Raw genomic sequence first — 24,527 nt, 5'->3', positions numbered from 1 at the left:
CGAAAAGATGATAGGTCAATCGGCCAAAGAGCTTCCTTGAGGCCTGAGTTGACGGCGCGGCATGGACTGCCGGCGGTGACGGGTCGGCTACGCAGGGGTTGTCGCGTGCCTTGCACCCGGCCCCGCGGTCAAGGCATGCTTCGCCAGGGCAAAGCGGAAGGATCATCATGCCGGTGGACAAGCGGAGCGTCGTGACGGCAGTGCTGTGTGCGGTGGCGGCCCTGGGGGCCTCCGCGGCGGTGGCCGAGCTCGCGCCGCCGCCCGAGGCGGCCGCGCCCGTGCGGGCGAAGGCCGCGCAGCCCTCCCTCCCGCCCACGGGCCCCTCGCGCTCGCACGCGCCGAAGCCCCAGCTGTCGGCTCAGCCCGGGATCACCCTGCCGCCGGCCGTGACGCCCCCGCCCGGCGGGCCCGCCGCCTTCACCGGCGCCCTGTTCACCAACGGCCTGGACAGCGACCACTTCTGCACCGCCACCGTGGTGCACAGCCCCGGCCGCAACCTCATCGTCACCGCCGGGCACTGCCTGCTCGCCGGGAAGCAGGGTGACGGGACCGCCGTCTTCGCGCCCGCCTACGCCAACGACACCGCCCCGTACGGCACATGGAAGATCGAAGAGGTCTTCGAGGACGAACGCTGGGCCGAGGGCACGGACGACGACTACGACCTCGCCTTCGCCACGCTCGCCCCCGACGCACAGGGCCGCTCCATCGAGGACGTGACCGGCGCGGCCGTGCTGGACACCACCGGCCGGGCCGGCGAGGAGGTCACCGTCACCGGCTACCCCGCCGACCGCAAGATCCCCCGTACCTGCACGGCGACCGCGGTCCGCGAGAGCGCGACCCAGCAGCGCTTCGACTGCGCGGACTTCCCGGGCGGCACCAGCGGCAGCGCGTGGATCGCCCGCGACGGGAAGGTCATCGGCATCCTCACGGGCGGGGACACCGACGACGTCTCGACCAGCACGGTGCTGGGGGAGTACGCCGCCTCGCTCTACACGAAGGCCACGTCGAAGTCCCCCGCGCCCCGCTAGCCCGTCCTGCGACGGGAGCGGCGACGACGTCCCGGCCCCCCCGACCGCCTGCGGCCCGGGCTACTGCCAGAAGACCTGCTCGATGACGATCTGCGGTTCGGCGGTGCGGTGGACGAAGGTGTAGCGCAGCCAGCCGTGGCCCCGGTCGAAGTAGAGGACGTGGGCGCCGCGGGGGTCGGTGGAGCGGACCGGATCGATGCTCACCTTCGTGGTGTCGAGATGGTCGTCGCGGTAGGGGTGCAGTGACGACTTCAGGTCCGTGACCGCGTCGACGATCAGATCCCGCACCTCTGCGGGCAGCGTGTCCCGGTACTCGGCGGCGAGCTTGGTCCAGTCGGTGGCCCATGGGGGTCCGGTGAACTCCGCGCTCACTCGCCGGGCCCGAGCGTGGCCACCCGGTGGTGGATGCGCGAGGCCTCTTCCAGCAGGTCCCTGGCTTTGTCCGGGTCCGCGCACTCGGCCGCCCGCCGTTCGAGGTCACGTACGTGGTGGTCGAGGTGGGGGTCCCTGGCGAGCGCGTACTCGCCCCACCAGCGTGCCAGGAAGGCCGGTGCCGCCCCGATGTCGTAGGTGTCGGCGACCTTCGACCGCCAGTTGGCCTCGAAGTCGTCCAGCAGCTGCGGGGCGTGGGCGGCGATCGCCGCCCGCAACGCCGGAATACTGCGCTCGGGCATCGGGGGGACACCGTGGGCGGGCCCCGGGGCGGTGGTCATCAGTGCTTCCTCTTCCGGTCGGCGCCCTCCACGATAGTGGGCCCGGCACCGCCCGGGAGGGGTCAGGCCAGGAGGCCCAGGTGGACCGGTTCGGGTGGGGTGTTCGTGAGGAGGTCCGAGAGGCGGGGCGGCCAGACCGGTTCGCCCAGGGTGGCCAGGCGCTGTGCGGAGAGCCACTGCCAGTGGATGCCGGGCTCCTCCAGGACCGGCTCCCGGTGCGGGCCCGTGGTGACGTAGATGTGCTCGTGCTGGCGCACCGGTACGCCCTGGTGGGTGAAGTCGTGCTCCCAGGTGCACAGCAGGCGCTCCGGCTCCAGGTCGGTCCACCCGGTCTCCTCGCGCAGCTCGCGCCGCACGCAGTCCTCGGGGCTCTCGCCGGGGTCGATTCCGCCGCCGGGCGGCAGCCAGTGGATGCCCACCTCCACGTTGTTCTCGCGGAAGAGGAACACCGACCCGGTGGGGGACAGGATGACAACGCGTGCCGCGTGACGTGGAGTTCGCCTCATCGATTCAGGGTACGTCCGTGATCGGCTCCGGGGGACGGGCTTGCGCCCCCCGTCTGCCCCGGAGCCGACCGCCACGCGGACACGCCTACGCCGCAGCCAGTGCCAGCGTCGGCGACAGGCGGGCCGCGCGCACCGCCGGGTAGAGGCCGGCCAGCGTGCCGATGACCAGGGTGGCGGCGAAGCCGCCGCCCACCGCCCACAGCGGGACCACCCACGGCATGTCGCCCGTGCGGGCGTAGACGGCCGTGGCCGCCCCGCCCAGGACGATCCCGGCCAGCCCGCCGAGTCCGGACAGCAGCAGGGACTCCGTCACGAACTGGATCCGGATCTGGCCCTTCGTGCCGCCCAGCGAGCGGCGCAGGCCGATCTCGTGGCGGCGCTCCAACACCGAGATGATCATGGTGTTGGCGACGCCGACCCCGCCCACCAGCAGTGCGATACCGCCCAGGCCCAGCAGCAGCGTGCTGAAGGCGCCCTCGGTGGCCGCCTTCGCCTGCAGGGCAGCCGACGGGTCGGTGACCGAGACCGCGCTCGGGGTCTGCGGGTTGGCCGTCCGCGCGATGAGCTCGCGGACCGCCGCCACCCGGTCGTCCGCGGAGCGTTCGTACACGGCCGTCGGGTGGCCGTCGAAGCCCAGCAGCCGCTCGGCCGCGTCCCAGCCGATCAGGGCGGAGCGCTCGATCTCCGGGGCCAGCGGGACCGGTCCGAGGATGCCGATCACCGTGAAGTACCGGCCGCCGATGAAGACCTGCTGCCCCGGCGCGGTGATGCCCAGGCGGCGTGCGGAGACGTCGCCGAGCACCACCGCCGGGTAGCGGCCGGTGGCGTCGTTGAGCCAGGTGCCGCTCGCCATCGAGGCGCGCAGGGTGCCCAGCAGGTCGTCCTTGGCCGCCTTGACCGCGACCCCGCCCGTCTCCTCCTTGGGGATGTTCTCGGAGCGGCGTACGGACTCCGCGACATCGCCCGTGGTGCCGACCGACTCGACCCCCGGGATACGGGAGACCATGCCGGGGGCCTCCTTGGGGAGCGTGGTGTCCTGGCCGCTGAACATGCCCTGGCCTGGCGTCGCGACCAGCATGTTGGTGCCGAGCCGATCGAGCTCGCGCAGCAGTTTGGCCTGGCTGGAGGAGGAGATGCCGACCACGGCGATCATCGTCGCGATGCCGATGGCGATGCCGAGCGCGGACAGGAAGACCCGCATCGGGCGGGCGCGCAGCCCCGCCGAGCCGACGTGCAGGACGTCCCGCGGGGACAACCTCGGCGGGCGCAGTCTCGGCGGGCGCAGCCGCGCGGCCGGCTTGCGGGCGCGTGCTCTCGTACGGCTCATCGCGCCGCCCCCGCAGCCCCGATCGGGGCGGCCGGGCCGGAGCGGACGTCCGCGACGATCTCCCCGTCCCGGATGCGCACCTGCCGCGGCAGGCTCGCCGCGATCTCGTTGTCGTGGGTGATCACGGCGATGGTCGCCCCGTCCCGGTTCAGTTCGTGCAGCAGCTCCATGACCGACTCGCCGGACGCCGTGTCCAGGGCGCCCGTCGGTTCGTCGGCCAGCAGCAGGTCCGGTGCGCCCGCCACCGCCCGGGCGATCGCCACGCGCTGCTTCTGGCCGCCGGACAGTTCGTGCGGCCGGTGGTCCATCCGGTCGCCGAGGCCGACCCGTTCCAGGGCCTCGGCCGCCCGGCGGCCGCGCTCGGCCCGGGAGAGGCCGCAGTACAGCAGCCCCTCGGCGACGTTCGCGCGGGCGCTGATGCCGGGCACCAGGTGGAAGGACTGGAAGACGAAGCCGACGTGGCGGGACCGCAGGGCCGACAGCGAACGGTCCGACAGGGCGGCGATGTCGTGGCCGGCGATCCGTACGCCGCCCGCCGTCGGGCGGTCCAGGGTGCCGACGATGTGCAGCAGGGTGGACTTGCCGGAGCCCGACGGGCCGACGATGGCGAGGAGTTCGCCGCCGCCGATGCTGAGGTCGACCCCGCGCAGGGCGGTGACCCCGCCCGCGTACTCCTTGGTGACCCCGGTCAGCTCCACGACCGGTTCCGGGGGGTGCGTCGTGGCCGTCACAGCTTGGGGATCCCCACCTGCATGCCCTCCTTGAGGGCGTCGCCGGTCACCTCGACCCGGCCGTTGCCGAACATGCCCAGCTCGACGCGGACCTCGCGGGCCCGGCCGTCCTCCACGACCTGGACGCCGAAGCCGCCGCCCGCGAGGGCCAGCAGGGCGTTCACGGGCACGGAGAGCACGCCCTTGCGGGTCTCGCCGGTCAGGGCCACGGTCACCGGGGACTGGTCCGGGGCGGTGATCTCGGCCGGCTGGTCGAAGGTGACGACCACCTCGACCTTGGCCTTCTTGTCGCCGCCCCCGGCTCCGCCCCCGCCGCCCGCACCCGGTCCGCCGTTCTTGTCGTCGGGCTGGGCCCCGCCCACCGAGTCGATCTTCCCGGTGGCGCTGCCGCCCCCGGGCAGCCGTACGGTGACCGGCTCGCCCGCCTTCGCCGCCGACGCCTTCGCCGCGTCCATCTGGAAGCGGACGGTGCGCTCGGTGCCCGTGACCGTCAGCACCGGCTTGCCGGGCACCGCCTCGTCGCCGACCGCCGCGTCCTTCCCGCGCACCCGCTGCGGCCCCGAGGCGAAGGCGACGTCCTCCTTGCCGACCTCGCCCGTCTCCGCCGCCCTGTGCGCCTTCTGCCACCGCTTGACGGCCGTCGTCGTGCCCGCGGTGAAGAGCGGGTCCTCCGGGTCGAGCCCGGTGCCGTACCCGAGGGCGAGGAGGTTCCGCTTGAGCTGCTTGACGTCCTCGCCCTTGTCGCCGGCCTTGAGCTGCCGGTACATCGGCGTCGCCCCGTACAGGAGCCGCACCGGCCGGCCGTTGACCTCGTACAGCTTCCCGTCCCGTTCGACCGCAGAGCCCTCGCCCGCGACCCACGTCAGGACGCCCGGGCCGCCGGCGTTCACCTTGCGCTCCTGCGCGTAGCCGAGGGTGCCCTCGACCTGCAGGCCCGCGCTGAGGTCGCCGCGCTGCACCGGCGCGGTGGCCGGCGGCAGTCCGCCCGTGCGACGCTCCTGCCCGCCGTCCTCTCGCTGGGGCTGGGCGGTGACGGCGTAGCCGCCGCCCGAGACGGCCAGTACGGCGGCCAGCGAGCCCAGCAGCCACTTGGTGCGTGTCCTCATCGGGCCGCTTCGCACTTCTTCTGGGCCTCCTCGAAGGCCTTCTCCTGACCCTTGGGGATCTCCACGGCGCTTCTGGCGCCGCCCTGGTACTCAGGGTCCTTGAGGGCGACGCCGTTCTCGCGCATGCACTGGATCCACTTGAGTTCCTTGTCCTTCTCCTCCTGCGTGGGTTCCTTGCCGGAGCCAGGGCCCTGCATGCCGCACGCCTTCATCGCCTCCTGCATCTTCTGCGGGTCGGCTCCGCCGCCCAGGGTCATCCCGCGCGGGTCCTGGCCGGGCTCGGGGTCGGGCACGTCTATGCCGTGCTCGCGCAGGCACTGGCGCATCTTCACGGCGCGGTCGGCGTCCGCGCCGGCCCCGCCCGCGGAGCCGGTGCCCCCGCCGCTCGCGGAGGAGTCCTTGCCCTTCGACGAGTCGTTCGCGCAGGCCGTCGCGAACAGGGTCAGCCCGGTGACGACCGCGGCCGTGGACATGATGAGGGTTCGCTTCATGGGCCCGAGCCTGCGGTGCAAGGGCCTTTCGCTTCCCTCTCGCACCTTGCTTACAACGGCGAAACACCGACCTCCGGTAAAGAGGACGGCATGCGCGTACTGGTGGTGGAGGACGAGGAATTCCTCCGGGAGATGATCGCCGAGGGGCTGCGCCGCGACGCGCTCGCCGTCGACGAGGCGGGCGACGGCCTGGAGGCGCTGCGGCGCCTGCGCCTGGGCGAGTACGACGTCATGGTCCTGGACCGCGACCTGCCGGGGCTGCACGGCGACGAGGTCTGCCGCCAGGTGGTGCGGATGCGGCTGCTGACCCGCGTCCTGATGCTGACCGCGTCGGGGACCGTGCGCGACCGCGTCGAGGGCCTCGGCGTCGGCGCCGACGACTACCTCACCAAGCCGTTCGCCTACGACGAGCTCCTCGCCCGGGTCCTGGCGCTGGGCCGGCGCGCCCGCCCCGCCCTGCCGCCCGTACTGGAGCGCGCGGGCGTCGCCGTCGACACCGCCCGGCGCAGCGCGACCCGGGACGGGCACCGGCTCGCGCTGTCGCGCAAGGAGTTCGCCGTGCTGGAGGCGCTGCTGCGCGCCGAGGGCGCCGTGGTCAGCAACGACGACCTGATCGAGCAGGTGTGGGAGGCGGACACCAGCTACTCCACCAACGCCGTCCGCGTCACCCTCAGCAAGCTCCGAGCCAAGCTGGGCGAGCCGCCGCTGATCGAGACCGTGCCGGGCGCGGGCTACCGGATCGCGGCCCGGTGAACGGCCTCCCGAGGGACACGAAGGACACGAAGGCCCTGCGCGTCCGGCGCTTCCCGCGCTCGGGCCGCGCCCTGCGGCTCCCGGGCGTCCCGCGGACCGAGCGCGGCCGCCTCACCGCCCTGTACGGCTCGCTGCTGCTCCTGGCCGGCGGCGGTCTGGTCGCGCTGGTGTACGTCATGGTCGGCCAGGGGCTGTACGCGAGCGTCAGCGGGGCCGTCCGCACGGTCAGCCCGGCCTACGTCCTGCCCTCGCCCGGTGCCTCGCCCGGCCGGTTGCTGAAGCCGCACCCCCCGTACGAGCCGGCGCAGCGGCGGCCACCGGGCGAGGCGCCCACCGCCGAGGAACTGAAGACGTACGCCTACACCCAGAACCTCTCGGACGCCGTCACCGAGGCGACCCGCCACCGGCTGCTGATGTACTCGCTGCTCGCCCTGGCCGTCTTCGCCGTGCTGTCGATCTGGCTCGCCTGGTGGATGGCCGGCCGGGTGCTGCGCCCGGTCGGCGTGATCACCGGGACCGCGCGCCGCCTGTCCGGGGAGAACCTGCACGAGCGGATCTCCCTCGACGCGCCGCCCGGCGAGCTCAAGGAGCTGGCCGACACCTTCGACGCGATGCTGGGCCGGATGGAGCAGCTGGTCTCCGCCCAGCGGCGGTTCGCGGCGAACGCGGCGCACGAGCTGCGCACCCCGCTGGCCGTGCAGCGGGCGGCGGCCGAGATCGGGCTGGCCGGGGACCCGTCGCCGGAGAGGGTCGCCCGGATCCGCGACAGGCTGATCGGGGTCGCCGACTCCAGCGAGCACCTCATCGAGTCGCTGCTGCTCCTCGCGGTTTCCGAGCAGGGGCTGGAGGCGACCGGGCCGGTGGACCTGGCGGAACTCGCGGCCGCCGAGCTGGCGGCCTGCCCGCAGGAGGGCCTGACGGTCGTACGGACCTTCGCGCCGCTGACCGTGACGGGCGACCGGGTGCTGCTCGGCCACCTGCTGCGGAACCTGCTGATGAATGCGGTGCGTCACAACCGTGCGGGGGGCCGGATCGCCGTGTCCACCGCCCCCGACGGGGAACTGACGGTGTGCAACACCGGACCGGTGATCGATCCGGCGGACGTTCCGGGCCTCCTGGAGCCCTTCCGCAGGAGCGCCGAACGACAGCACACCGCAGGTGAGGGCGCCGGGTTGGGCCTTTCGATCGCCGCGTCGATCGCACGGGCGCACGAGGCGGAGCTGACGGCCGCCGCCAACCCGGGGCCGGAGGGCGGCCTGACGGTCTGTGTCCGCTTCCCGGTGCCCGTCGTGGCGCGCACATCGCGGACAAACCAGCTCTGAAGGTGCGCTGATGTACGGTCGGGTGAATGAGCAAGCACGCCCGAGCACGCTCCCGCCCCGCCCGTACGAACCGTCGTGCGGCGCGCCGCGCCGCGCTCGCCGCCACCCTCGGCCTGGTGACCTTCACGGCCGGCTGGGTGTACGTCGCCCAGGATCCTGAACAGGCCGCGGGCGCGGCGCAGGCCAGTACGGACTCCCGCCCGCAGCCCGTGGACCGGGTGGCGCGCGACACGCCGCGGTCGCCCACGCAGGGCCTGACCGGGATCAGCGAACAGACCCGGGCGAAAATCCCGGCCGAGTCCCGCCAGCTCATCCTGGTCACCGGCAGGGCCGTGGACTCCTCGGAGTCCACCGCCGCGCTGTACACCCGCCCCGAGGCCGGGGCCGACTGGGTCAAGGCCGAGAGCTGGCCGGCGCGCAACGGGGCCAGGGGCTGGTCCACGGAGCGCACGTACGGCGATCTGACGTCGCCCCAGGGCGTCTTCGCGCTGACCGACGCGGGCGGCCTGCTGTCCCCGCCGCCGGGCACGCGGCTCCCGTACGACGAGGACCGGGGCTTCGTCGCCACCGGCCGCGGGGTGAACGGGGAGTCCCTGGTGGGCTCCTTCGACTACGTCGTCGCCATCGACTTCAACCGCCGCCCGGGCCGTTCGCCGCTGGACCCGGTCAAGCCGGACGGTGAGGAGAGGGGCGGCAACATCTGGCTGCACGTGGACCACGACGGCCCCTCGCAGGGCTGCGTCGGCATCCCGAAGGAGGCCATGCGCAAGGTCCTGGAGACCCTGGACCCGGCGGCGAAGCCGGTCATCGTGATGGGGCCGGAAGGCTTCTGACGCGGGGGTCGGTCAGTCGCCGAGGTCCAGGACGCGGACCGACTCGCCCTCCCAGCGCTTGGGGAAGGTGGTGGCTGCGATCGCCCCGTCGGGGCGATCCGGCGTGGGCTGTGCCGCGTGCCGGGTGTGCGCCGCGGCCCAGGTCTCCTGGCACGTGAGGGCCAGTGCGGTGGGCAGGTCCAGGTTCAGGATGATGACGCCCGGCAGGGCGGCCAGGTGCTCCGCCGTGCCGGGCCGGGCGCGGTCCGCCCCGACCAGCGCGCAGGTGGGCGCGTAGAGGAACCAGCCGGCTTCGGCGTGCGCGCGGTGGATGAGCCGGGACGCGAGGACGTTGCCCTGTCCTGCTGCCGGCATCGCCGTCTCGTCCAGCACGATGTGCGTTTCCGTCGCCTGCCCCTCGCCTCCGCCAGGCGCCGGTCCAACTCGGTCACCAGCTCGTGCTGTTGCGACGCGGACGGGGCGTAGCCGTTCCAGGCGTGCAGCGCGGCGCGGGCCCTCTCGGCGCGTTCCGCCCGCTCGGCCGGGGTGAGCAGCGTTTCGGCAAGGCGGGCCAGGTAGGCGCGCAGCGACAGCCCCTCGGCTGCGGCTATGGCGGCGAGCCTGTCCTTCGCTTCCTCGGGGATGCGGATGTTGGCGTCGGCCATGAGCGTGCTCCTTCCCGTGACTCGAGAGTGCGGGTACGCACCCGTACCCGCAGCCTTCCCGGTCGGCATCCGCGGCCCCGGGGTCTGCGGGATCGACTCCACCTCTTGTCTGACGGGCCGTCAGGTATCACGATGGCCCGGCACCGATATGACGAATCGGCAGACGAAGGCGAGGCGGGCCCGCCATGGCGCGCGTGTTTCCGGAAGGTCGGCTGGTCTACGGGATGCAGCTCCCGGTCCAGTCGCAGAGCACCATCTACGCCGAACCCTGGGAGGCGTCGGCCGGCGCCGCCGATCTCGCCGAGATCGCGCGGGCCGCCGACCGGTCCGGCTTCGCCTACGTGGCCACCTGCGACCACGTGGCGATCCCGCGGCGGCTCGCGGGACCCATGAGCACCGTCTGGTACGACCCGGTCGCCACCCTGTCCTTCCTGGCCGGGATCACCCGGAACGTACGGCTCCTGAGCCACGTGGCGATCCTCGGCCTGCGGCACCCGCTGATCAGCGCCAAGCAGTACGCCACGCTCGACCACCTCTGCGGCGGCCGGCTGATCCTCGGCGTAGGCGCCGGCCACGTCCAGGAGGAGTTCGAGATCCTCGGCGTGGACTTCGCCCGCCGCGGCGCCGTCCTCGACGAGACCCTGGACGCGCTGCGGGCCGCGCTCGGACCGCAGGAGTACCCGGAGTTCGAGGGCGAGCTGTTCTCCTTCAAGGACCTCGGGCAGCTGCCCCGGCCCGCCCAGGAGCGGATCCCCGTCTGGGTGGGCGGCTCCTCGCCCGTCGCCGTACGCCGGGCCGCCGTCCGCGGGGACGGCTGGCTCCCGCAGGGCGACCCGCGCGAGAAGCTCCCGGCGCAGATCGCCCGTATCGCACAGCTGCGCGCCGAGGCCGGCGTCACCGGCCCGTTCGAGGTCGGCGCGATCACCGAGGCGCTGTACGTCGGCGAGCCCGGCTGGGACACCGGCCGCCGCACCCTGACCGGCAAGGCGGAGGCGCTCGCCGAGTCCCTGCGCGAGTACGGGGCGCTCGGCGTGGACCAGATCCAGGTCCGCTTCCGCAGCCGCGACCGCGCCGAACTCGTCGACCAGATCACCGCATTCGGGGCCGAAGTCGCCCCGCACCTCAACGACTAGGAGCACGGGCATGGGCAAGCTGGACGGGCGCGTCGTCATCGTCACCGGTGCGGCGCGCGGCCAGGGCGAGCAGGAGGCGCGGCTCTTCGCCGCCGAGGGGGCCAAGGTCCTCCTCGGGGACGTGCTGGACGAGCAGGGCGCGGCGGTGGCCAAGGAGATCGGCGAGGACCGGGCCCGATACGTGCGGATGGACGTGAGCCGGGAGGAGGACTGGGCGACCGCGATCGCCGCTGCGAAGGAGGCCTTCGGGCGGGTCGACGGCCTGGTCAACAACGCCGGCATCCTGCGCTTCAACGAGCTGGCCTCGACCCCGCTGGAGGAGTTCCGGCAGGTGGTCGAGGTCAACCAGGTGGGCGCCTTCCTCGGCATCAAGACGGTGGCGCCCGAGATCGAGGCGGCCGGCGGCGGCACCATCGTCAACACCTCCTCCTACACCGGTCTGACGGGCATGGCGTACGTCGGCGCCTACGCCGCGACCAAGGCGGCCATCCTGGGCCTGACCCGGGTGGCCGCCCTGGAGCTCGCGGGCAAGGGGATCCGGGTCAACGCGATGTGCCCGGGCGCGGTGGACACCCCGATGGCCAACCCCGGCCTGCTGGACCCCGCGAACATGACCGACGAGGCCCGCGACGCCATGGCGGAGCTCTACCGGCGGGTGGTCCCGATGGGGCGGGTGGGCCGGCCCGAGGAGATCGCCAGGCTGGCGCTCTTCCTGACCGGCGACGACTCCTCGTACATCACCGGCCAGCCGTTCGTCATCGACGGCGGCTGGATGGCGGGCGTCAGCATCTTGTAGCGGAAGCCAGCTGATGGGGCGTCAGGTATTGACGCTCCCGGCTCCGCGGTGGAACAGTCGAGACATCGAATCTGACGCAACGTCAGAAAACAGAGGACGGTGAACCCCTTGGAATTCGGGCTCTTCGTGCAGGGATACGTGCCTGAGGCGCGGTCCAAGGTCGACCCCGAGGCAGAGCACAAGGCGCTGGTCGAGGAGACCGAGTACGTCATCCAGGCCGACAAGTCCGGCTTCAAGTACGCCTGGGCCTCCGAGCACCACTTCCTGGAGGAGTACTCGCACCTGTCGGCGAACGAGGTGTTCCTCGGCTACCTCGCGCACGCCACCGAGCGCATCCACCTCGGCTCCGGCATCTTCAACCCGCTCGCCCCGGTGAACCACCCGGTCAAGGTGGCCGAGAAGGTCGCCATGCTCGACCACCTCTCCAAGGGCCGCTTCGAGTTCGGCACCGGCCGCGGCGCGGGCAGCCACGAGATCCTCGGCTTCCTGCCCGGCATCGAGGACATGAACGGCACCAAGGAGATCTGGGAGGAGACCATCGCGGAATTCCCCAAGATGTTCCTCCAGGAGGAGTACGAGGGGTTCCAGGGCAAGCACTGGTCGCTGCCGCCGCGGAAGGTCTTCCCCAAGCCGTACGGCAAGGCCCACCCGGCCATGTGGTACGCCGCCGGGTCCCCCTCCTCCTACGCGATGGCGGCCAAGAAGGGCCTCGGCGTGCTGGGCTTCAGCGTGCAGAAGGTCTCCGACATGGAGTGGGTCCTCGACCAGTACAAGACGGCCATCAGGGAGGCGAAGGCCATCGGCGCCTTCGTCAACGACAACGTGATGGTCACCTCCACCGCGATCTGCGCCGAGACCCACGACAAGGCCGTCGAGATCGCCGTCAACGCCAACATGAACCGCTTCCAGTCGCTGGTCTTCCGCTACCACGACACCTTCCCGCGGCCCGAGGCGATCCCCGAGTGGCCCGAGACCCTGCCGGAGTACAACGCGGAGATCATCGAACTGCTGATCGCCGAGGAACTCCTCATCTGCGGCGACCCGTCGGAGGTGCGGGCCCAGTGCAAGCGCTGGGAGCAGGCGGGCGCGGACCAGCTGTCCTTCGGTCTGCCGACCGGCGTCTCGTACGAGGACACGATGACCACGATCAAGCTGATCGGCGAGCACGTGATCCCGCAGATCGACACGGACCCGGTCCACCGCACGACGCGCTTCCGGCAGTCCGCCTGACCCCTGCGGGGCGCACCGACGGGGACGGCGTCTTCCCGGACCGCCGTCCCGCACCGGCCCCGGCCGGAGGCAATGCCGAGGCCGCGGTCGCCCCGGCGGCCTCCGGCCGGGGCACAGATCCAGCCTCGCCGGCGTTTGAGGCGCGGGGTCCGGGGCGGCGCCCCGGACCCCGCGCCTCAAACGCCGGCGAGGCTGATAGCGCGAAGGGACGTCATGCTCGACCACCTGATCAAGGGCGCGACCGTCGTGGACGGCACCGGCGCCCCCGCCCGCGTCGCGGACCTCGGCATACGCGACGGCCGCATCGCCGTCATCGCCGAACCCGGCACCGTCACCGAAGAGGCCCGCACCAGCGAGGACGCCACCGGTCTCGTCCTCACCCCCGGCTTCGTCGACCCGCACACGCACTACGACGCCCAGCTCTTCTGGGACCCGTACGCCACGCCCTCCATGAACCACGGTGTCACCACCGTCGCCGGCGGGAACTGCGGCTTCACCCTGGCCCCGCTCAACCCGGCCCGCCCCGAGGACGCCGACTACACGCGCCGCATGATGAGCAAGGTCGAGGGCATGGCCCTCAAGGCCCTGGAGGAGGGCGTCGACTGGACCTGGTCCACCTTCGGCGAGTACCTCGACGCCCTGGAGGGCCGGATCGCCGTCAACGCCGGGTTCATGGTCGGGCACTGCGCCCTGCGCCGCCACGTCATGGGCGAGGACGCCGTCGGCGGACAGCCCACCCCCGAGCAGATGCAGCAGATGCTCGACCTCTTCCACGACGCCATGGACGCCGGCGCCTGGGGCCTGTCCACCACCCAGTCCTCCACCCACTCCGACGGAGCCGGCGCCCCCGTCGCCTCCCGGCACGCCGGGCCCGCCGAACTGCTCGCGCTCTCCCGCGCCGTCGCCGAACACGAGGGCACCCAGCTCGAAGCGATCGTCGCCGGCTGCCTCGACCAGTTCTCCGACGAGGAGATCGACCTCTTCGTCGACATGAGCGCCGCCGCGGGCCGGCCCCTGAACTGGAACGTCCTCACCATCGACGCCGCCGTCCCCGAACGGGTCCCGCGCCAGCTGATCCCCAGCGAGCGCGCCCGCAAGGCTGGCGGCCGCATCGTCGCGCTCACGATGCCCATCCTCACCCCCATGAACATGTCGCTCGGCACCTTCTGCGCGCTGAACCTCATCCCCGGCTGGGGCGAGGTCCTCGGCCTGCCCGTCCCCGAGCGGATCGCCAGGCTCCGCGACGCCGACGTCCGCGCCGAGTTGCTGCGCCGCGCCGACAGCAAGGAGGCCGGCGTCTTCCGGCGCCTCGCCCACTTCGGCCGCTACGTCATCGGCGACACCTACAGCAAGGAGAACGAGGGCCTCTCCGGGCGGGTCGTGAACGACATCGCCGCCGAACGCGGCCAGGACCCCTTCCAGTGCCTGGTGGAGATCTGCGCCAACGACGACCTGCGCACCGTGCTCTGGCCGATGCCCACCGACAACGATCCGGCGAGCTGGGCGCTGCGTGCCGAGACCTGGCAGCACGAGGACGTCATGCTCGGCGGCTCCGACGCCGGCGCCCACCTGGACCGGATGTGCGGCGCCCCGTACACGACCCGCTTCCTCGGCGACTGCCTGCGCGGCCGCAAGCTGGTGCCTCTGGAAGAGGCGGTACGGATGCTCACGGACGACCCGGCCCGGCTGTTCGGGCTGCGCGAGCGCGGCCGCCTCGCCGAGGGCTACCACGCGGACCTGGTCCTCTTCGACCCCGAACGGATCGAGGCGGGCCCGGCCACCCTCGTCCACGACCTGCCCGGAGACAGCCCCCGCCTGGACGCGCGGGCCATCGGCATCGTCTCGGTCCGCGTCAACGGCGTGGAGACCGTCCGCGACGACGAGGTGACCGGGGCCGTCCCCGGCATCGTGCTGCGATCGGGCCGGGACACGAGGACGGTGAGCACCCGTTGAACGCACAACCCCTCTACATCGGCGGCGAGTGGGTGGAGCCGGCCGGCGGCCACTACGACGTGGTCAACCCGGCCGACGAGTCGGTGGTCGGGCTCGCCCCCGAGGCCTCGCGCGAACAGGTCGCGGACGCGGCCCGCGCCGCGGCCGAGGCCTTCGAGAGCTGGTCGCGCACGGCGCCGGAGGCACGGGCGGCGATCCTCGACCGGGCCGCGGACATCATGCAGCGCGAGTTCGAGCCGTGGACGGCCCTGGCGCAGGCCGAGACGGGCGCGCCGACCGGGATCGCGCGCGGCATGCAGGTCGGCGTCGGCGTGGCCCGCTTCCGCAGGTACGCCAAGGGCGCGCTGGAGCCCGTGGAGAAGGGGCTGCCGCCGCAGGTCACGGAGGCCGGCCCGATGGGGCGGGCGAGCATCCTGGGCGCGCTGGAGGTCCGCCAGCCGGTCGGCGTGGTCACCTGCATCACCTCCTACAACAACCCGTGGGCGAACCCGGCCGGCAAGGTCGCCCCCGCCCTGGCCATGGGCAACACGGTCGTCGTCAAGCCGGCCCCGCAGGACCCGCTGTCCGTCTTCAGGATGGCGCAGGCGCTGCACGAGGCCGGGGTCCCGGCGGGCGTCGTCAACGTGGTCGGCGGGCAGGCGGTGGAGGTCGGCGAGGCCGCCGTGGACTCCCCGTACGTCGACATGGTGTCCTTCACCGGCTCCACGGGCGTCGGGCAGCGCATCGCGGAGGTCTGCGGCCGCACGATGAAGCGGCAGCTGATGGAGCTCGGCGGCAAGGGCGCGGCCGTCGTCATGGACGACGCGGACCTGGACGCGGCGGTGATGGGCATCGGCACCACCTTCTCCTTCTACTCCGGCCAGATCTGCACCGCCCCGACCCGGGTGATCGTCCACCGGTCGGTCTACGCGCAGCTCATCGAGAAGCTCACCGGCTACCTGGCCTTCATGAAGGTCGGCGACCCGGCGGCGGCCGGCACGGTCGTCGGCCCGGTCATCTCGGCGGCGCACCGCGACCGCGTGGAGTCGTACGTCGAGCTGGGGAAGAAGGAGGGCGCCCGGATCGCGTACGGCGGCGAGCGGCCCGTGGTCGGCGACGGCCGGGGCTTCTACGTCGCCCCGACCCTGCTCGTGGACTGCACGAACGACATGCGGGTGGTCCGCGAGGAGATCTTCGGCCCGGTCGTCGTGGTCGTCCCCTTCGACGGCGACGAGGAGGAGGCGGTCCGGCTGGCCAACGACAGCGACTTCGGCCTGCTGAGCTACGTGTGGTCGGGGGACTCGGCGCGCGCCTTCCGCATCGCGCGGCGACTGCGCGCGGGCGGGGTCGGCGTGAACACCATCGGCCGCAACATGGAGGCCCCGTTCGGCGGCTTCAAGCGCAGCGGTGTGGGACGCGACGTCGGCTCGTACGCCCTGCACGCCTACAGCGAGATCCAGTCGATCGTCTGGCCGGGCTGAGACCCGGTGGCTCCGGCCGGGGGCGGACGGCCCCCGGCCGGAGCCGGGTCATGCCCGCGGCGCGGGTGGGGTCGTGCGGTGGCCGAGGGACTCGGCCAATTCGGCGTTGCCCCCGCCGAAGGTGGCGAAGGCCTTCGGGTCGTCCGTCTCCAGCCGTCGCAGGACGGCGGCCGCCCGGTCCCGGGGCGGGCCGTCGTCGTCGGGCAGCGACCAATGGAAGGAGAGCGATCCCCCGGTGCCGGGAGGCGGCGCGGACGGTTCGTAGCGGAAGTGGAGCACCACGGTGTCCGGGTTGCGCCAGTCGGTGCCGACCCAGTGCTGCGAAAGCTCCCACCGGGCCGTCAGCTCGGGACGTTCCCGCAGGCCCGCCGCGATCAGCCGGGCGGTGCTGCGGGCCGGCCAGCACCAGGAGTGGTCCCTTTCGGCCCGCGCGAGCTCGGCGTCGTAGGCGGCGGCGTCGAAGCGGTACGGGGGCGGCGGCGGGCCGACCGCTCCGCGCCAGCCGTCCCAGACCACCTCGTCGCCGTCCCGGCGGATCGTCACGTACAGGGCGCCGCAGCAGCCCTCGGTGCAGTACGCCTCGGCGAGCTGCACCTCCCGGGGCTCCGGTGCGGCGCGCAGCCGCCCGCTGTCGAGCAGGTGCTCGGGCGGGTTGCCCCGCCCCTTCCCGAAGAGCGCGGCGACGAGCGGGTCTCCGTCGGCCAGGATCCGGGTCTCGACGGCGGAGGAGTCCGCGGACCCGTGGACGACGACCACCTCCCACCGCGGACGGCCACCGTCCTCGGCGCGGGCGAAGGGGAGTTCCCGGTTGCGCCGGAACCAGTCCGCCTCACGGTCGCCGGGTACGGGTACGGGTTCCGGCGCGGCCGCGGGCAGCAGCCCGTCCAGGGCGTCGAGCAGGGCCCGGCGCCGCCCGGGCCGCCAGTTCAGCAGTACGGCGGGTCCGCTGTGCAGGTCGAGGGCGATCGACAGCAGCAGCGACCGGTACTCCGTGGTCCGGGGCAGCCGGTCGGCGTGCCGGACCAGGGCCTCGTACACGGCCCGGGCGGGCAGGTAGCCGAGGATGTCGGCGCGGCCCTCCAGCTGGTCGGCCATCCGGTGCAGCAGCCGGCCGGTCAGCGCGAGCAGTTCGGCGTCCTGTGGCCGGGCCCGGAGCAGCCCGTGCAGGTCGGCGGCCTCCGCGATGCGCCGGCCCAGCCACATGGCCTGCGACTCGTCCGTCAGCGAGACCAGCGCGGACCGGGTGGTCTCCGCGTCGCCGGTGGCGACCGCGTCGGTCAGCGGGGTCAGCTCCCCGGACCGGTCTCGGCAGCGGATGTACAGCAGGGCGGCGGCCTGCCGGTCGAGCGGGTCGAGTGCGGCGATCGCGGCGTCCTCCAGACCTCGCAGCATGCCGAGGGCCTTGAGACAGGGCACGTCCTCGGGCCCGCCGAGGCGGACCAGCAGGGTCATGCCGACGCCGACGGCCGCCGCGTCCGTACCCGTGCGGATCAGCTGCCGGGCGGTCCGCCGGGCGGCGTCCTCGTCGGCGAGTGCCAGCCGTGCGGTGTGGGCGCGCAGGGAGCGGCGGTTCACGGCCAGTTCGGCGACCCGCCGGTGGACGGCCTGGGCGGCTCGTACCGGGTCGGGGTCGGCGAGGAGGGGCGTGAGGGCGTCGGTGACTTCGGCCTGCGCCTGTTGCCGGGTCAGGTCGTTGCGGCCGGGCTCCGGTGGAGGCGACCCGTCAGGCAGGGGAAAGCCCTTGCGTGGAACGCGGCCTTCCGGCTCGATGCCGTGGCGGAAGAGGGCGTAGTCGTAGAGGGAGGTCGTCCGGGAGGTGAGCGCCGTGCGCTCTTCGCGGGCGCTCACCGGGCGGGGTGGGACTCGATTCCGTAGGTCATGCTCCGCAGCATGCCGCAGTGATCATCCGGCGTCCAGCGAGAAAACGGCCTCGCCGCGGACGCGGCCGTTGACCTGGAGCTGCACCAGGTGCTCGCCGGAGTGGTAGCGGCGGGTGGTGATCGGCTTGAAGGAGTGCCGCCTGGTGCCGCCGAGGGTTTCGCCCGGGGCCAGCGGGCGGGTGACGAGCTTGAAGACCTTCGGGGTGCGGGTGCCGTTCGCCTTGGTGTGGTGCACGACGTAGTCGATCACCAGCTCGGCCGGGAGCTCGCCCGTGTTGGTGACCGCGTAGTCGAAGACGAGGTACTCCCCGACGGCGACGCGCGGCGTGGTGACCACCGGCCCGTGCACGGTGACCGGGACGTCCGGGGCGTGGCCGAGGAGGGTCAGCGCCTCGGGCCGGCCGGCCTTGATCAGGGTGCGCAGTCCGTGCCGTACGACGCGGTCCGTCGTACTGGCGGGCTCGGCCAGCCAGCGGGCCGCGGTCTCGACGGCGAGGGCGTGGTGGTCCCGGCCGATGTCGTTGAGGTGGTTGGAGACGGAGCGGCGCACGTACTCGGACTCGTCGCGGTAGAGGGCGTCGAGCACCGGCAGCGCCGGCCGCGGGTCGGCGACGAACGCGGGGAGTTGCGGGGCCCACGGCAGCCGGGGCCGGGTCCCTTCGCTGGCGAGGCGCCGTACGTGCGGGTCCGGGTCGTCCGTCCACTTCCGTACGACGGCCAGGGCGCGGCCGGGGTCGGCGCGCAGGAAGGGGCGTACCGCGGATTCGGCGGTCAGCCGGGGGGTGAGGTCGTGGAGCAGCTCCAGGCCGGGCTCGAACACCTCCAGCCCGCGGACGGCGACGGCCTCGTTGACGGGGAAGGTCATCCACCCCTCGAAGGCGGGCTCGGCGAGAGCGGTGCGCACGACCGCCTCGAAGCCGGGCCAGTCCTCGGGGAGGTCGGCGAGCACGGCGTCGCGGATCGCGCCGACCCGGCCGCTGTAGGACAGCCCGTCGAGCGCGGCGGCGCGGGCGGTCAGGGCGGGCGCGGACCGGCGTCCGCCGGCCCGGGCCAGCAGGTCGGCCAGGGTGGTGACGGTGTCCGCGCTGAGGAGCTCATCGGCCGTGGGCATGGGGACAGTCTCGCGGATCGTGTTGCCGGGCCGCAGCTCACATACCCCGTTACCACTGGTCACCGCAAAGTCACGAGGGAAAGTTTGGAAAAGTGCAAATCGGACATGCCTGCGGTTTCCGCATGCCGAAACCTTCTTGGTCGATCCTGCTGATTCGCGGTTGGGTGCCTGAGTGAACCTTTCATTAAGTGCTCATGAACTGTCTCGGGCTCAAGATTCCAAGGCGCCGAGGGCTGTTCCCTTCCGGACTTCGATCCTCCAGATGTGGAATGCGCAGCATCTAACGTCCTGACTCATGACTCAGCTGGACGTTCGGCCTCAGGCCGGAGACACGGTAAGCGGCGTCGCCGACGGCGACGTTCGCGGCAAGGGCCTCGGCAAGGGGTCCGTAGGGCTCGTGGGCAGCGCCGTCATCGGCATCTCCACCGTCGCCCCCGTCTACTGCCTGACCTCGACCCTCGGCTCCACCGCCGGCGAGGTCGGCATGCAGATGCCCGCGATCTTCCTCGCCGGCTTCCTCCCGATGCTCCTGGTCGCCTTCGCCTACCGCGAGCTCAACAAGGCCATGCCGGACTGCGGCACCTCCTTCACCTGGACCGTCAAGGCCTTCGGCCCGCGGATCGGCTGGATGTGCGGCTGGGGCCTGGTGATCGCCACGATCATCGTGCTCTCCAACCTGGCGGGCGTGGCCACCTCCTACTTCTGGCTGCTGGCCGGCGAGATCACGAACAATCCGTCGATCGCCGCCCTGGACGACAACAAGCTCGTCCACATCGCCACCTGCCTGACCCTGATCGCCCTGGCGACCGCCATCAGCTACCGCGGCATGACCGCCACCAAGGGCGTCCAGTACGCCCTCGTCGGCCTCCAGCTCGTCGTGCTCGCCGTCTTCGTCGCCATGGCCTTCCAGAAGGCCTCCGCCGGCTCCTTCGACACCGGCCTGGACTTCTCCTGGTCCTGGATGAACCCCTTCGCGGTCGAGTCCATGGCGGCCTTCACCGCCGGACTCTCCCTCTCGATCTTCATGTACTGGGGCTGGGACGCGTGCCTGGCCACCAACGAGGAGACCACCGGATCCACGAAGACCCCCGGCCGCGCCTCGCTCATCGCGATGGTCGTCCTGGTCGGCTCCTACCTCGCCACGGGCGTCGCCGCCCAGATGGCCGTCGGCTCCGGCGGCGAAGGCCTGGGCCTCGCCAACGAGGAGACCTCCGACAACGTCTTCGCGGCCCTCGCCGGCCCGGTGATGGGCCCGGTGCTCGGCATCCTGCTCTTCATCGCCGTCCTGGCCTCCGCCGCGGCCTCCTTGCAGACCACCTTCATCCCGGTGGCCCGCACGGTCCTCGCCATGTCGACGTACGAGGCACTGCCGCCCTCCTACGCCAAGGTCCACCCCAAGTTCAAGACCCCGGGCCGCGCCACCGTCATGGCGGGCGCCGCCACCGGCCTCTTCTACACGGTGATGACCCTGGTCAGCGAGAACGTCCTGACCGACACGATCTTCGCGCTCGGCCTGATGATCTGCTTCTACTACTCGCTCACCGCGTTCGCCTGCGCCTGGTACTTCCGCGCCGAACTGCGCCGCTCCTCCCGCGACCTGTTCTTCAAGGGCGTCTTCCCGGTCCTGGGCGGACTGCTGCTGGCCGCGGTCTTCTGCAAGACCCTCTTCGACATGTGGGACCCGGCCTACGGATCCGGTTCCACCGTCCTCGGCGTCGGCAGTGTCTTCATCATCGGCGTCGGCCTGCTGGCCCTCGGCCTGGTGATCATGTTCGTCACCGAGCGCCGCAGCCCCGCCTTCTTCCGCGGCGAGGTCCTGACGAAGTCCACCCCGTCCCTGGTGGTCGAGGACTGACCCCACCCCCACCCCCACCCCCGGCCCGCACCCGCGACGCCACCCGCCGAGTCATCCCCGCGGCCCCGGATCGATCCCCCCGATCCGGGGCCGCCGGCGTTCCTGGCGGTGACCTCGGGTGCGGGAGGTCGTTGGGCCGGGCATGACTGCCATGAAGCGCACCCTTGCCGCCCTGGTCCTGTCCGGCGGGGCCGCCCTCGCACTCGTTCCCGCCGCGCACGCCGCCGACGAGCCGTCCGGGGCGGCGCCGCTCGTCGGCCGCGTCGTCGACATCGCCGACCACCCCGCGCAGACCGTCCAGGACGCGAAGACGGCGGTCGCGGTGACCCAGGGCGCGGTCGGCTCCGCCACGAAGGCGACCGACAGCTCCCTCGGCGGTGCCGGTACGGCCCTGGACGCCGGCCTGCCGAAGACCCCGAAGGTCGAATGAGCCCGGCCCCGCACGGGCAGCGGTACGGGCAGCGACACGGCGGCCGGAGGCGTTCGTTGAGCAGCGCATGATCCTCTGGCTGCTCAACCACGTCAGCACCTTCGTCATCGCCGTACTGCTCGTGGGCGGCCTCACCGGCCTCGCCGCGGCCGGGAGCGCGGCCGCCCGCCGCCGCTTCCCGCACCTCGCCCAGGGCGAGCACAACGAGATGGTCGGGGTCGCGCTCGGCATGTTCGGCGCGATCTACGGCATCATCCTCGCCTTCGTCGTCGTCACCCTGTGGACGCAGCGGGAGAACACCCAGAACATCGTCGCCGCCGAGGCCAGCGACTTGGCCGCCGTCGTACGCAGCGCCGACGCCTTCCCCGCCGCCGATCGCGCGCGCGTGCACACGGCCGTCGGCGCCTACTCGCACGCCGTCGTCGAGGTGCAGTGGCCGCTGATGCGCGAGGGCCGGCCCAGCTACGAGGCGACCGGCGCGCAGACGCACGCCCTGTACCGGGCCCTGCTGGCCTACGAGCCGCAGGGCCCGCGCGCCGAGACCTTCTATGCGGAAGCGGTCACCCGCCTGAGCGACCTCAACTCGCAGCGCCGCGCCCGGATCACGATGGCCGAGAGCTCGCTGCCGGTCCTGCTGCAGGTGCTCGTGTACGGCGGCGCGTTCGTGATCGTCCCGCTCACCTTCCTCTTCGGGCTGCGCAGCCTGAAGATGCAGCTGCTCTTCGTGTCGGCGGTGGCCGGACTGATCGGCTTCAGCCTGCTGCTGGTCGTGGCTCTGGACCGGCCCTTCGCCGGAGACCTGAGCGTGAGCCCGGAGCCGTACAAGGAGGCGGTCCTCGCGCAGTTCTGGACGGCCGACGCAGAGCGGTGGGGCCCCTCGTCGTGACGAGGGGCCCCACCTGTGCTTCAGGGGCGGGTCGGCCGGCCCGCCTGCGAGGTCGCGCCGCTGAGGGTCACGGAGCCCGTCGTGCTGTGCTGGCCTCCCTTGCCGTCCGCCGGGTTGACGAGCAGCGTCCACTCGTACGACCCGTTGCCCACGGCACGTCCCGACTGGTCCTTGCCGTCCCAGGTCAGGTCGATCGCGCCGCGCGTCTCACCGCCGGTGCGCACGACGGTCGAGATGCCCGACGCGGGGTTGCGCACGAGCAGCTTCCAGGACGAGGCCGGCTTCGACAGCCACCAGCGGGCCTGGCGGCCGGTCGCGCTCCTGGAGTCGAGGGTGCCGGGCACGCTCTGGTCGATGACCGCGAGCGGCGAGGTGGAGCCGGTGACTCCGACGACGTGGACGGTCTCGTCCTGCGCCAGGTGGGCCAGGCGGCCGCCGAAGCGGTCGACGGCGAATCCGATGCCGGGGCCGCCCGCAGCGAACTCGTCGACACGGTGCTCCTTCACCGCCGTGCCGGACCGCAGGTTGTAGACGTCGAGCCGGCCGTCGCCGTCGTGGGCGAGGTAGCCGTCGCCGAGCTGGACGGCGCCGTGCGGCTTCTCGGCGATGAACGGCACCGGGATCCGCTTCTGTGTAGGAACGTGGTACGCGGCCGCGGCGGCGACTTCGGCGGAACAGGTCGAGTAGAACCAGTCGCCGTTGGCCTGGAGTTCGTACGGGCGGCAGCCCGAGCCGAGGTCGACGCGCCGCGTGACCTGACCGGTCCGCAGATCCGTCGCCGCCACGACGCCCTTGTCGCCCTCCGGCTGCCAGAGCAGCGAGCCCCAGAGCCCCGCGGTCGAGGCGGGCTTGACGTCCAGGACCTTGCCGGCGTCGATGTCGAGGACCAGGAGCCGGTCGCTCCCGTTCTCCCTCACACGGATCAGGGCATGGCGGCCCGAGGCCGTCTCCATCCCGGCCCACTGCGGTGCGCCGGGCAGCTTGATGGCGCGGTGGGCGCCGCCGGTGCGGGCCTCCCGGACGTAGGCCGTGAACACGCATCCGCCGGAGCACGACGTGCTGTCGGCGGCCAGTCCGACGATCCGGCCGTCTCCCGTGGCGGCGTTGCCGCCCTGCCGGGCGGCCGCGTGCTGGCAGGAGGGGTCCTCGGGCGAGGTGTCACAGCGCCACGCGGGCGCCTGGGCGACCGACAGCGGACCCGCCACCGACACCCGGTAGCCGAGGACGGACTGGGTCTGGTCGATGTGCAGGGCCGAGAGGTCGCCCTGGGCGAAGGCGATGCTCCTGCGGTCCGAGGGCCGGGTCGGCAGCGGCAGGGCTTCCTGGACCCGAGGGGCCCCCTGGGCGTCCGCGGAGATGCCGTTCACGGCCCAGCGGCCGCTTCCGACGGCGGTGGAGAGACCGTAGGCTCCGCCGTCCGCGCCCAGCACCAGCGGTCCGTCCAGCCGGCTCAGCACCGGTCGGGACGCACCGCCGTCCACGGGGTAGGCCGACACCGTGTCGTCCCAGCCCCTCGTGGTGTCCGCGATCAGCCAGTCGCCGACGGGCATGATCTGCTTCGGCCCGGGGACGGACAGGGGGCGGACCACGGAAGGGTCGGTCCTGGACACCATGACCACGTCATCGAACTGGAGCATGGCGATCCACTTCGAGCCGAGTGCCACCTTGTTGTAGGCGGAGTCCACGCCGGAGGGGCGCGGCAGTTCCCGGAGCGTGGCCGTGGCGTAGTCGAGGTAGCGGTGCCCGTGCCCGCCTTCCTCGGCCGGGTTCCAGTACTCGAAGATCGCGCCGCGTGCGTCCGATCCGACAACGGCGTAGGTCGACATGGGCCCGGAGCCCGTCACCGGTACGTCCTTGCGCGGCTCGTTCGCGCGGCCGAGGAGGTGGAGCACACTCCAGCCCCTGGCGTCCTTCTCGGTCGCCAGGACCTGGGTCGGAGAGAAGGCGTTGCCCCAGGCCCGGTTCGCCACAGCCGGAACCGACTCGGTCGCTCCCGTGGAGAAGTCGCGGATCTTCAGATCCGTCGCGCTCGTACAGGCGACCTCGTCCCCGAACGCGGCGATGCCGGGCCCGCAGTCGGCCGCCGTCTTCCTGCCGTCCGCATGCTGCCAGGACGTCGGCTGCCCGTTGCGCCTCTCCCTGAGCAGCATGCCCTTTCCGGCGGCATGGAGGACCACTTCCGGCGCGTATGCACCCGGCTCGGCGCCGAGTACCGCCTCGCCCCCCGGCGCCGGAGCGGCGGCGGTGGCGGCCGTTGGGGCGGCGGCCAGCGCCCCGATGGATGTGGCCAGTGCGAGCGCGGCGGCTCCCACGGCACGGGACAGTCTCACGTGTGTTCC

General features: G+C 72.7%; 23 protein-coding genes and 1 pseudogene. 12 read left to right on the top strand and 12 right to left on the bottom strand.

Annotated features, from left to right (window positions below):
- Positions 1 to 173: 173 nt before the first annotated feature.
- Positions 174 to 1,028 (top strand): trypsin-like serine protease, encoded by an 855-nt coding sequence (locus E6U81_RS06260; RefSeq protein WP_240803677.1) that lies wholly within the window; start codon positions 174 to 176, stop codon positions 1,026 to 1,028.
- A gap of 60 nt (positions 1,029 to 1,088) precedes the next feature.
- Here E6U81_RS06260 and E6U81_RS06255 read toward each other — a convergent pair whose 3' ends face one another.
- The 7 genes from E6U81_RS06255 to E6U81_RS06225 form a co-directional block, all read right to left on the bottom strand.
- A complete protein-coding gene (locus tag E6U81_RS06255) occupies positions 1,089 to 1,400 on the bottom strand; it encodes a hypothetical protein (RefSeq protein WP_136229080.1) in 312 nt (103 codons plus the stop codon).
- Positions 1,397 to 1,741 carry a hypothetical protein gene (locus E6U81_RS06250; RefSeq protein ID WP_136229079.1) on the bottom strand — a complete coding sequence of 115 codons (345 nt, stop codon included), beginning with the start codon at positions 1,739 to 1,741 and terminating at the stop codon, positions 1,397 to 1,399. Before E6U81_RS06250 ends, E6U81_RS06255 begins: the two co-directional genes overlap by 4 nt.
- Before the next feature lie 62 nt (positions 1,742 to 1,803).
- Positions 1,804 to 2,247, bottom strand: coding sequence for an NUDIX domain-containing protein (locus E6U81_RS06245; protein ID WP_136229078.1), 444 nt, complete (start codon positions 2,245 to 2,247; stop codon positions 1,804 to 1,806).
- Positions 2,248 to 2,332: 85 nt separating this feature from the next.
- Positions 2,333 to 3,574, bottom strand: coding sequence for an ABC transporter permease (locus E6U81_RS06240; RefSeq protein ID WP_136229077.1), 1,242 nt, complete (start codon positions 3,572 to 3,574; stop codon positions 2,333 to 2,335).
- Entirely contained in the window at positions 3,571 to 4,305 is a 735-nt protein-coding gene (locus E6U81_RS06235; protein ID WP_136229076.1) for an ABC transporter ATP-binding protein, read from the bottom strand. Before E6U81_RS06235 ends, E6U81_RS06240 begins: the two co-directional genes overlap by 4 nt.
- Positions 4,302 to 5,411 (bottom strand): peptidoglycan-binding protein, encoded by a 1,110-nt coding sequence (locus tag E6U81_RS06230; protein ID WP_136229075.1) that lies wholly within the window; start codon positions 5,409 to 5,411, stop codon positions 4,302 to 4,304. Before E6U81_RS06230 ends, E6U81_RS06235 begins: the two co-directional genes overlap by 4 nt.
- Positions 5,408 to 5,902, bottom strand: a complete 495-nt coding sequence (locus tag E6U81_RS06225) for a hypothetical protein (RefSeq protein ID WP_136229074.1) — start codon at positions 5,900 to 5,902, stop codon at positions 5,408 to 5,410. Before E6U81_RS06225 ends, E6U81_RS06230 begins: the two co-directional genes overlap by 4 nt.
- 90 nt (positions 5,903 to 5,992) lie before the next feature.
- Here E6U81_RS06225 and E6U81_RS06220 point away from each other — a divergent pair, with 90 nt between their 5' ends.
- The 3 genes from E6U81_RS06220 to E6U81_RS06210 are packed head-to-tail and all read left to right on the top strand — an operon-like array spanning position 5,993 to position 8,810.
- On the top strand, positions 5,993 to 6,655 hold the full coding sequence (locus E6U81_RS06220) for a response regulator transcription factor (protein ID WP_136229073.1): 663 nt from the start codon (positions 5,993 to 5,995) through the stop codon (positions 6,653 to 6,655).
- Complete coding sequence (locus tag E6U81_RS06215; protein WP_346766127.1) at positions 6,652 to 7,977, top strand: ATP-binding protein; 1,326 nt, start codon at positions 6,652 to 6,654, stop codon at positions 7,975 to 7,977. The genes E6U81_RS06220 and E6U81_RS06215 overlap by 4 nt, the downstream gene beginning before the upstream one ends.
- Positions 7,978 to 8,003: 26 nt before the next feature.
- Entirely contained in the window at positions 8,004 to 8,810 is an 807-nt protein-coding gene (locus tag E6U81_RS06210; protein ID WP_136229072.1) for a hypothetical protein, read from the top strand.
- 12 nt (positions 8,811 to 8,822) lie between these two features.
- On the opposite strand, the gene E6U81_RS06205 is transcribed toward E6U81_RS06210, so the two are convergent.
- Both E6U81_RS06205 and E6U81_RS40900 read right to left on the bottom strand, forming a co-directional pair.
- On the bottom strand, positions 8,823 to 9,164 hold the full coding sequence (locus tag E6U81_RS06205; protein ID WP_136229071.1) for a hypothetical protein: 342 nt from the start codon (positions 9,162 to 9,164) through the stop codon (positions 8,823 to 8,825).
- Between the two features lie 35 nt (positions 9,165 to 9,199).
- Positions 9,200 to 9,454, bottom strand: a pseudogene (locus E6U81_RS40900) (hypothetical protein); the annotation flags it as partial.
- A gap of 185 nt (positions 9,455 to 9,639) precedes the next feature.
- Here E6U81_RS40900 and E6U81_RS06195 point away from each other — a divergent pair.
- From E6U81_RS06195 to E6U81_RS06175, 5 genes are all read left to right on the top strand, one after another.
- Positions 9,640 to 10,587, top strand: a complete 948-nt coding sequence (locus E6U81_RS06195) for a TIGR03619 family F420-dependent LLM class oxidoreductase (protein ID WP_240803676.1) — start codon at positions 9,640 to 9,642, stop codon at positions 10,585 to 10,587.
- Between the two features lie 10 nt (positions 10,588 to 10,597).
- The gene (locus E6U81_RS06190; RefSeq protein ID WP_136229070.1) at positions 10,598 to 11,383 is read left to right on the top strand and encodes a glucose 1-dehydrogenase; all 786 of its coding nucleotides are present in this window, start codon (positions 10,598 to 10,600) and stop codon (positions 11,381 to 11,383) included.
- Positions 11,384 to 11,491: 108 nt separating this feature from the next.
- Complete coding sequence (locus E6U81_RS06185; protein WP_136229309.1) at positions 11,492 to 12,613, top strand: LLM class flavin-dependent oxidoreductase; 1,122 nt, start codon at positions 11,492 to 11,494, stop codon at positions 12,611 to 12,613.
- Between the two features lie 213 nt (positions 12,614 to 12,826).
- Positions 12,827 to 14,566 carry a D-aminoacylase gene (locus tag E6U81_RS06180; RefSeq protein WP_136229069.1) on the top strand — a complete coding sequence of 580 codons (1,740 nt, stop codon included), beginning with the start codon at positions 12,827 to 12,829 and terminating at the stop codon, positions 14,564 to 14,566.
- Entirely contained in the window at positions 14,563 to 16,026 is a 1,464-nt protein-coding gene (locus tag E6U81_RS06175) for an aldehyde dehydrogenase family protein (protein WP_136229068.1), read from the top strand. Before E6U81_RS06180 ends, E6U81_RS06175 begins: the two co-directional genes overlap by 4 nt.
- 48 nt (positions 16,027 to 16,074) lie before the next feature.
- On the opposite strand, the gene E6U81_RS06170 is transcribed toward E6U81_RS06175, so the two are convergent.
- Together E6U81_RS06170 and E6U81_RS06165 are read right to left on the bottom strand one after the other, a co-directional pair.
- A complete protein-coding gene (locus E6U81_RS06170; RefSeq protein WP_136229067.1) occupies positions 16,075 to 17,874 on the bottom strand; it encodes a hypothetical protein in 1,800 nt (599 codons plus the stop codon).
- 54 nt (positions 17,875 to 17,928) lie between these two features.
- Positions 17,929 to 19,017, bottom strand: coding sequence for a DNA alkylation repair protein (locus E6U81_RS06165; RefSeq protein ID WP_136229066.1), 1,089 nt, complete (start codon positions 19,015 to 19,017; stop codon positions 17,929 to 17,931).
- Between the two features lie 295 nt (positions 19,018 to 19,312).
- Between E6U81_RS06165 and E6U81_RS06160 the strand changes: the two genes are divergently transcribed.
- The 3 genes from E6U81_RS06160 (at position 19,313) to E6U81_RS06150 (ending at position 22,188) form a co-directional block, all read left to right on the top strand.
- Positions 19,313 to 20,872 carry an APC family permease gene (locus tag E6U81_RS06160; protein WP_136229065.1) on the top strand — a complete coding sequence of 520 codons (1,560 nt, stop codon included), beginning with the start codon at positions 19,313 to 19,315 and terminating at the stop codon, positions 20,870 to 20,872.
- A 142-nt stretch (positions 20,873 to 21,014) separates the two neighbouring features.
- The gene (locus E6U81_RS06155; RefSeq protein ID WP_136229064.1) at positions 21,015 to 21,302 is read left to right on the top strand and encodes a hypothetical protein; all 288 of its coding nucleotides are present in this window, start codon (positions 21,015 to 21,017) and stop codon (positions 21,300 to 21,302) included.
- Between the two features lie 67 nt (positions 21,303 to 21,369).
- Positions 21,370 to 22,188, top strand: a complete 819-nt coding sequence (locus tag E6U81_RS06150; RefSeq protein ID WP_136229063.1) for a DUF4239 domain-containing protein — start codon at positions 21,370 to 21,372, stop codon at positions 22,186 to 22,188.
- Positions 22,189 to 22,208: 20 nt separating this feature from the next.
- On the opposite strand, the gene E6U81_RS06145 is transcribed toward E6U81_RS06150, so the two are convergent.
- Entirely contained in the window at positions 22,209 to 24,518 is a 2,310-nt protein-coding gene (locus E6U81_RS06145) for a hypothetical protein (RefSeq protein ID WP_136229062.1), read from the bottom strand.
- Positions 24,519 to 24,527: the final 9 nt, after the last annotated feature.

The sequence above is a fragment of the Streptomyces sp. A0592 genome, assembly GCF_004795115.1.
Classification (GTDB): domain Bacteria; phylum Actinomycetota; class Actinomycetes; order Streptomycetales; family Streptomycetaceae; genus Streptomyces; species Streptomyces erythrochromogenes.
Note: the sequence above shows the minus strand (reverse complement) of the source record. Positions and strands in the feature narration are given on the sequence as shown.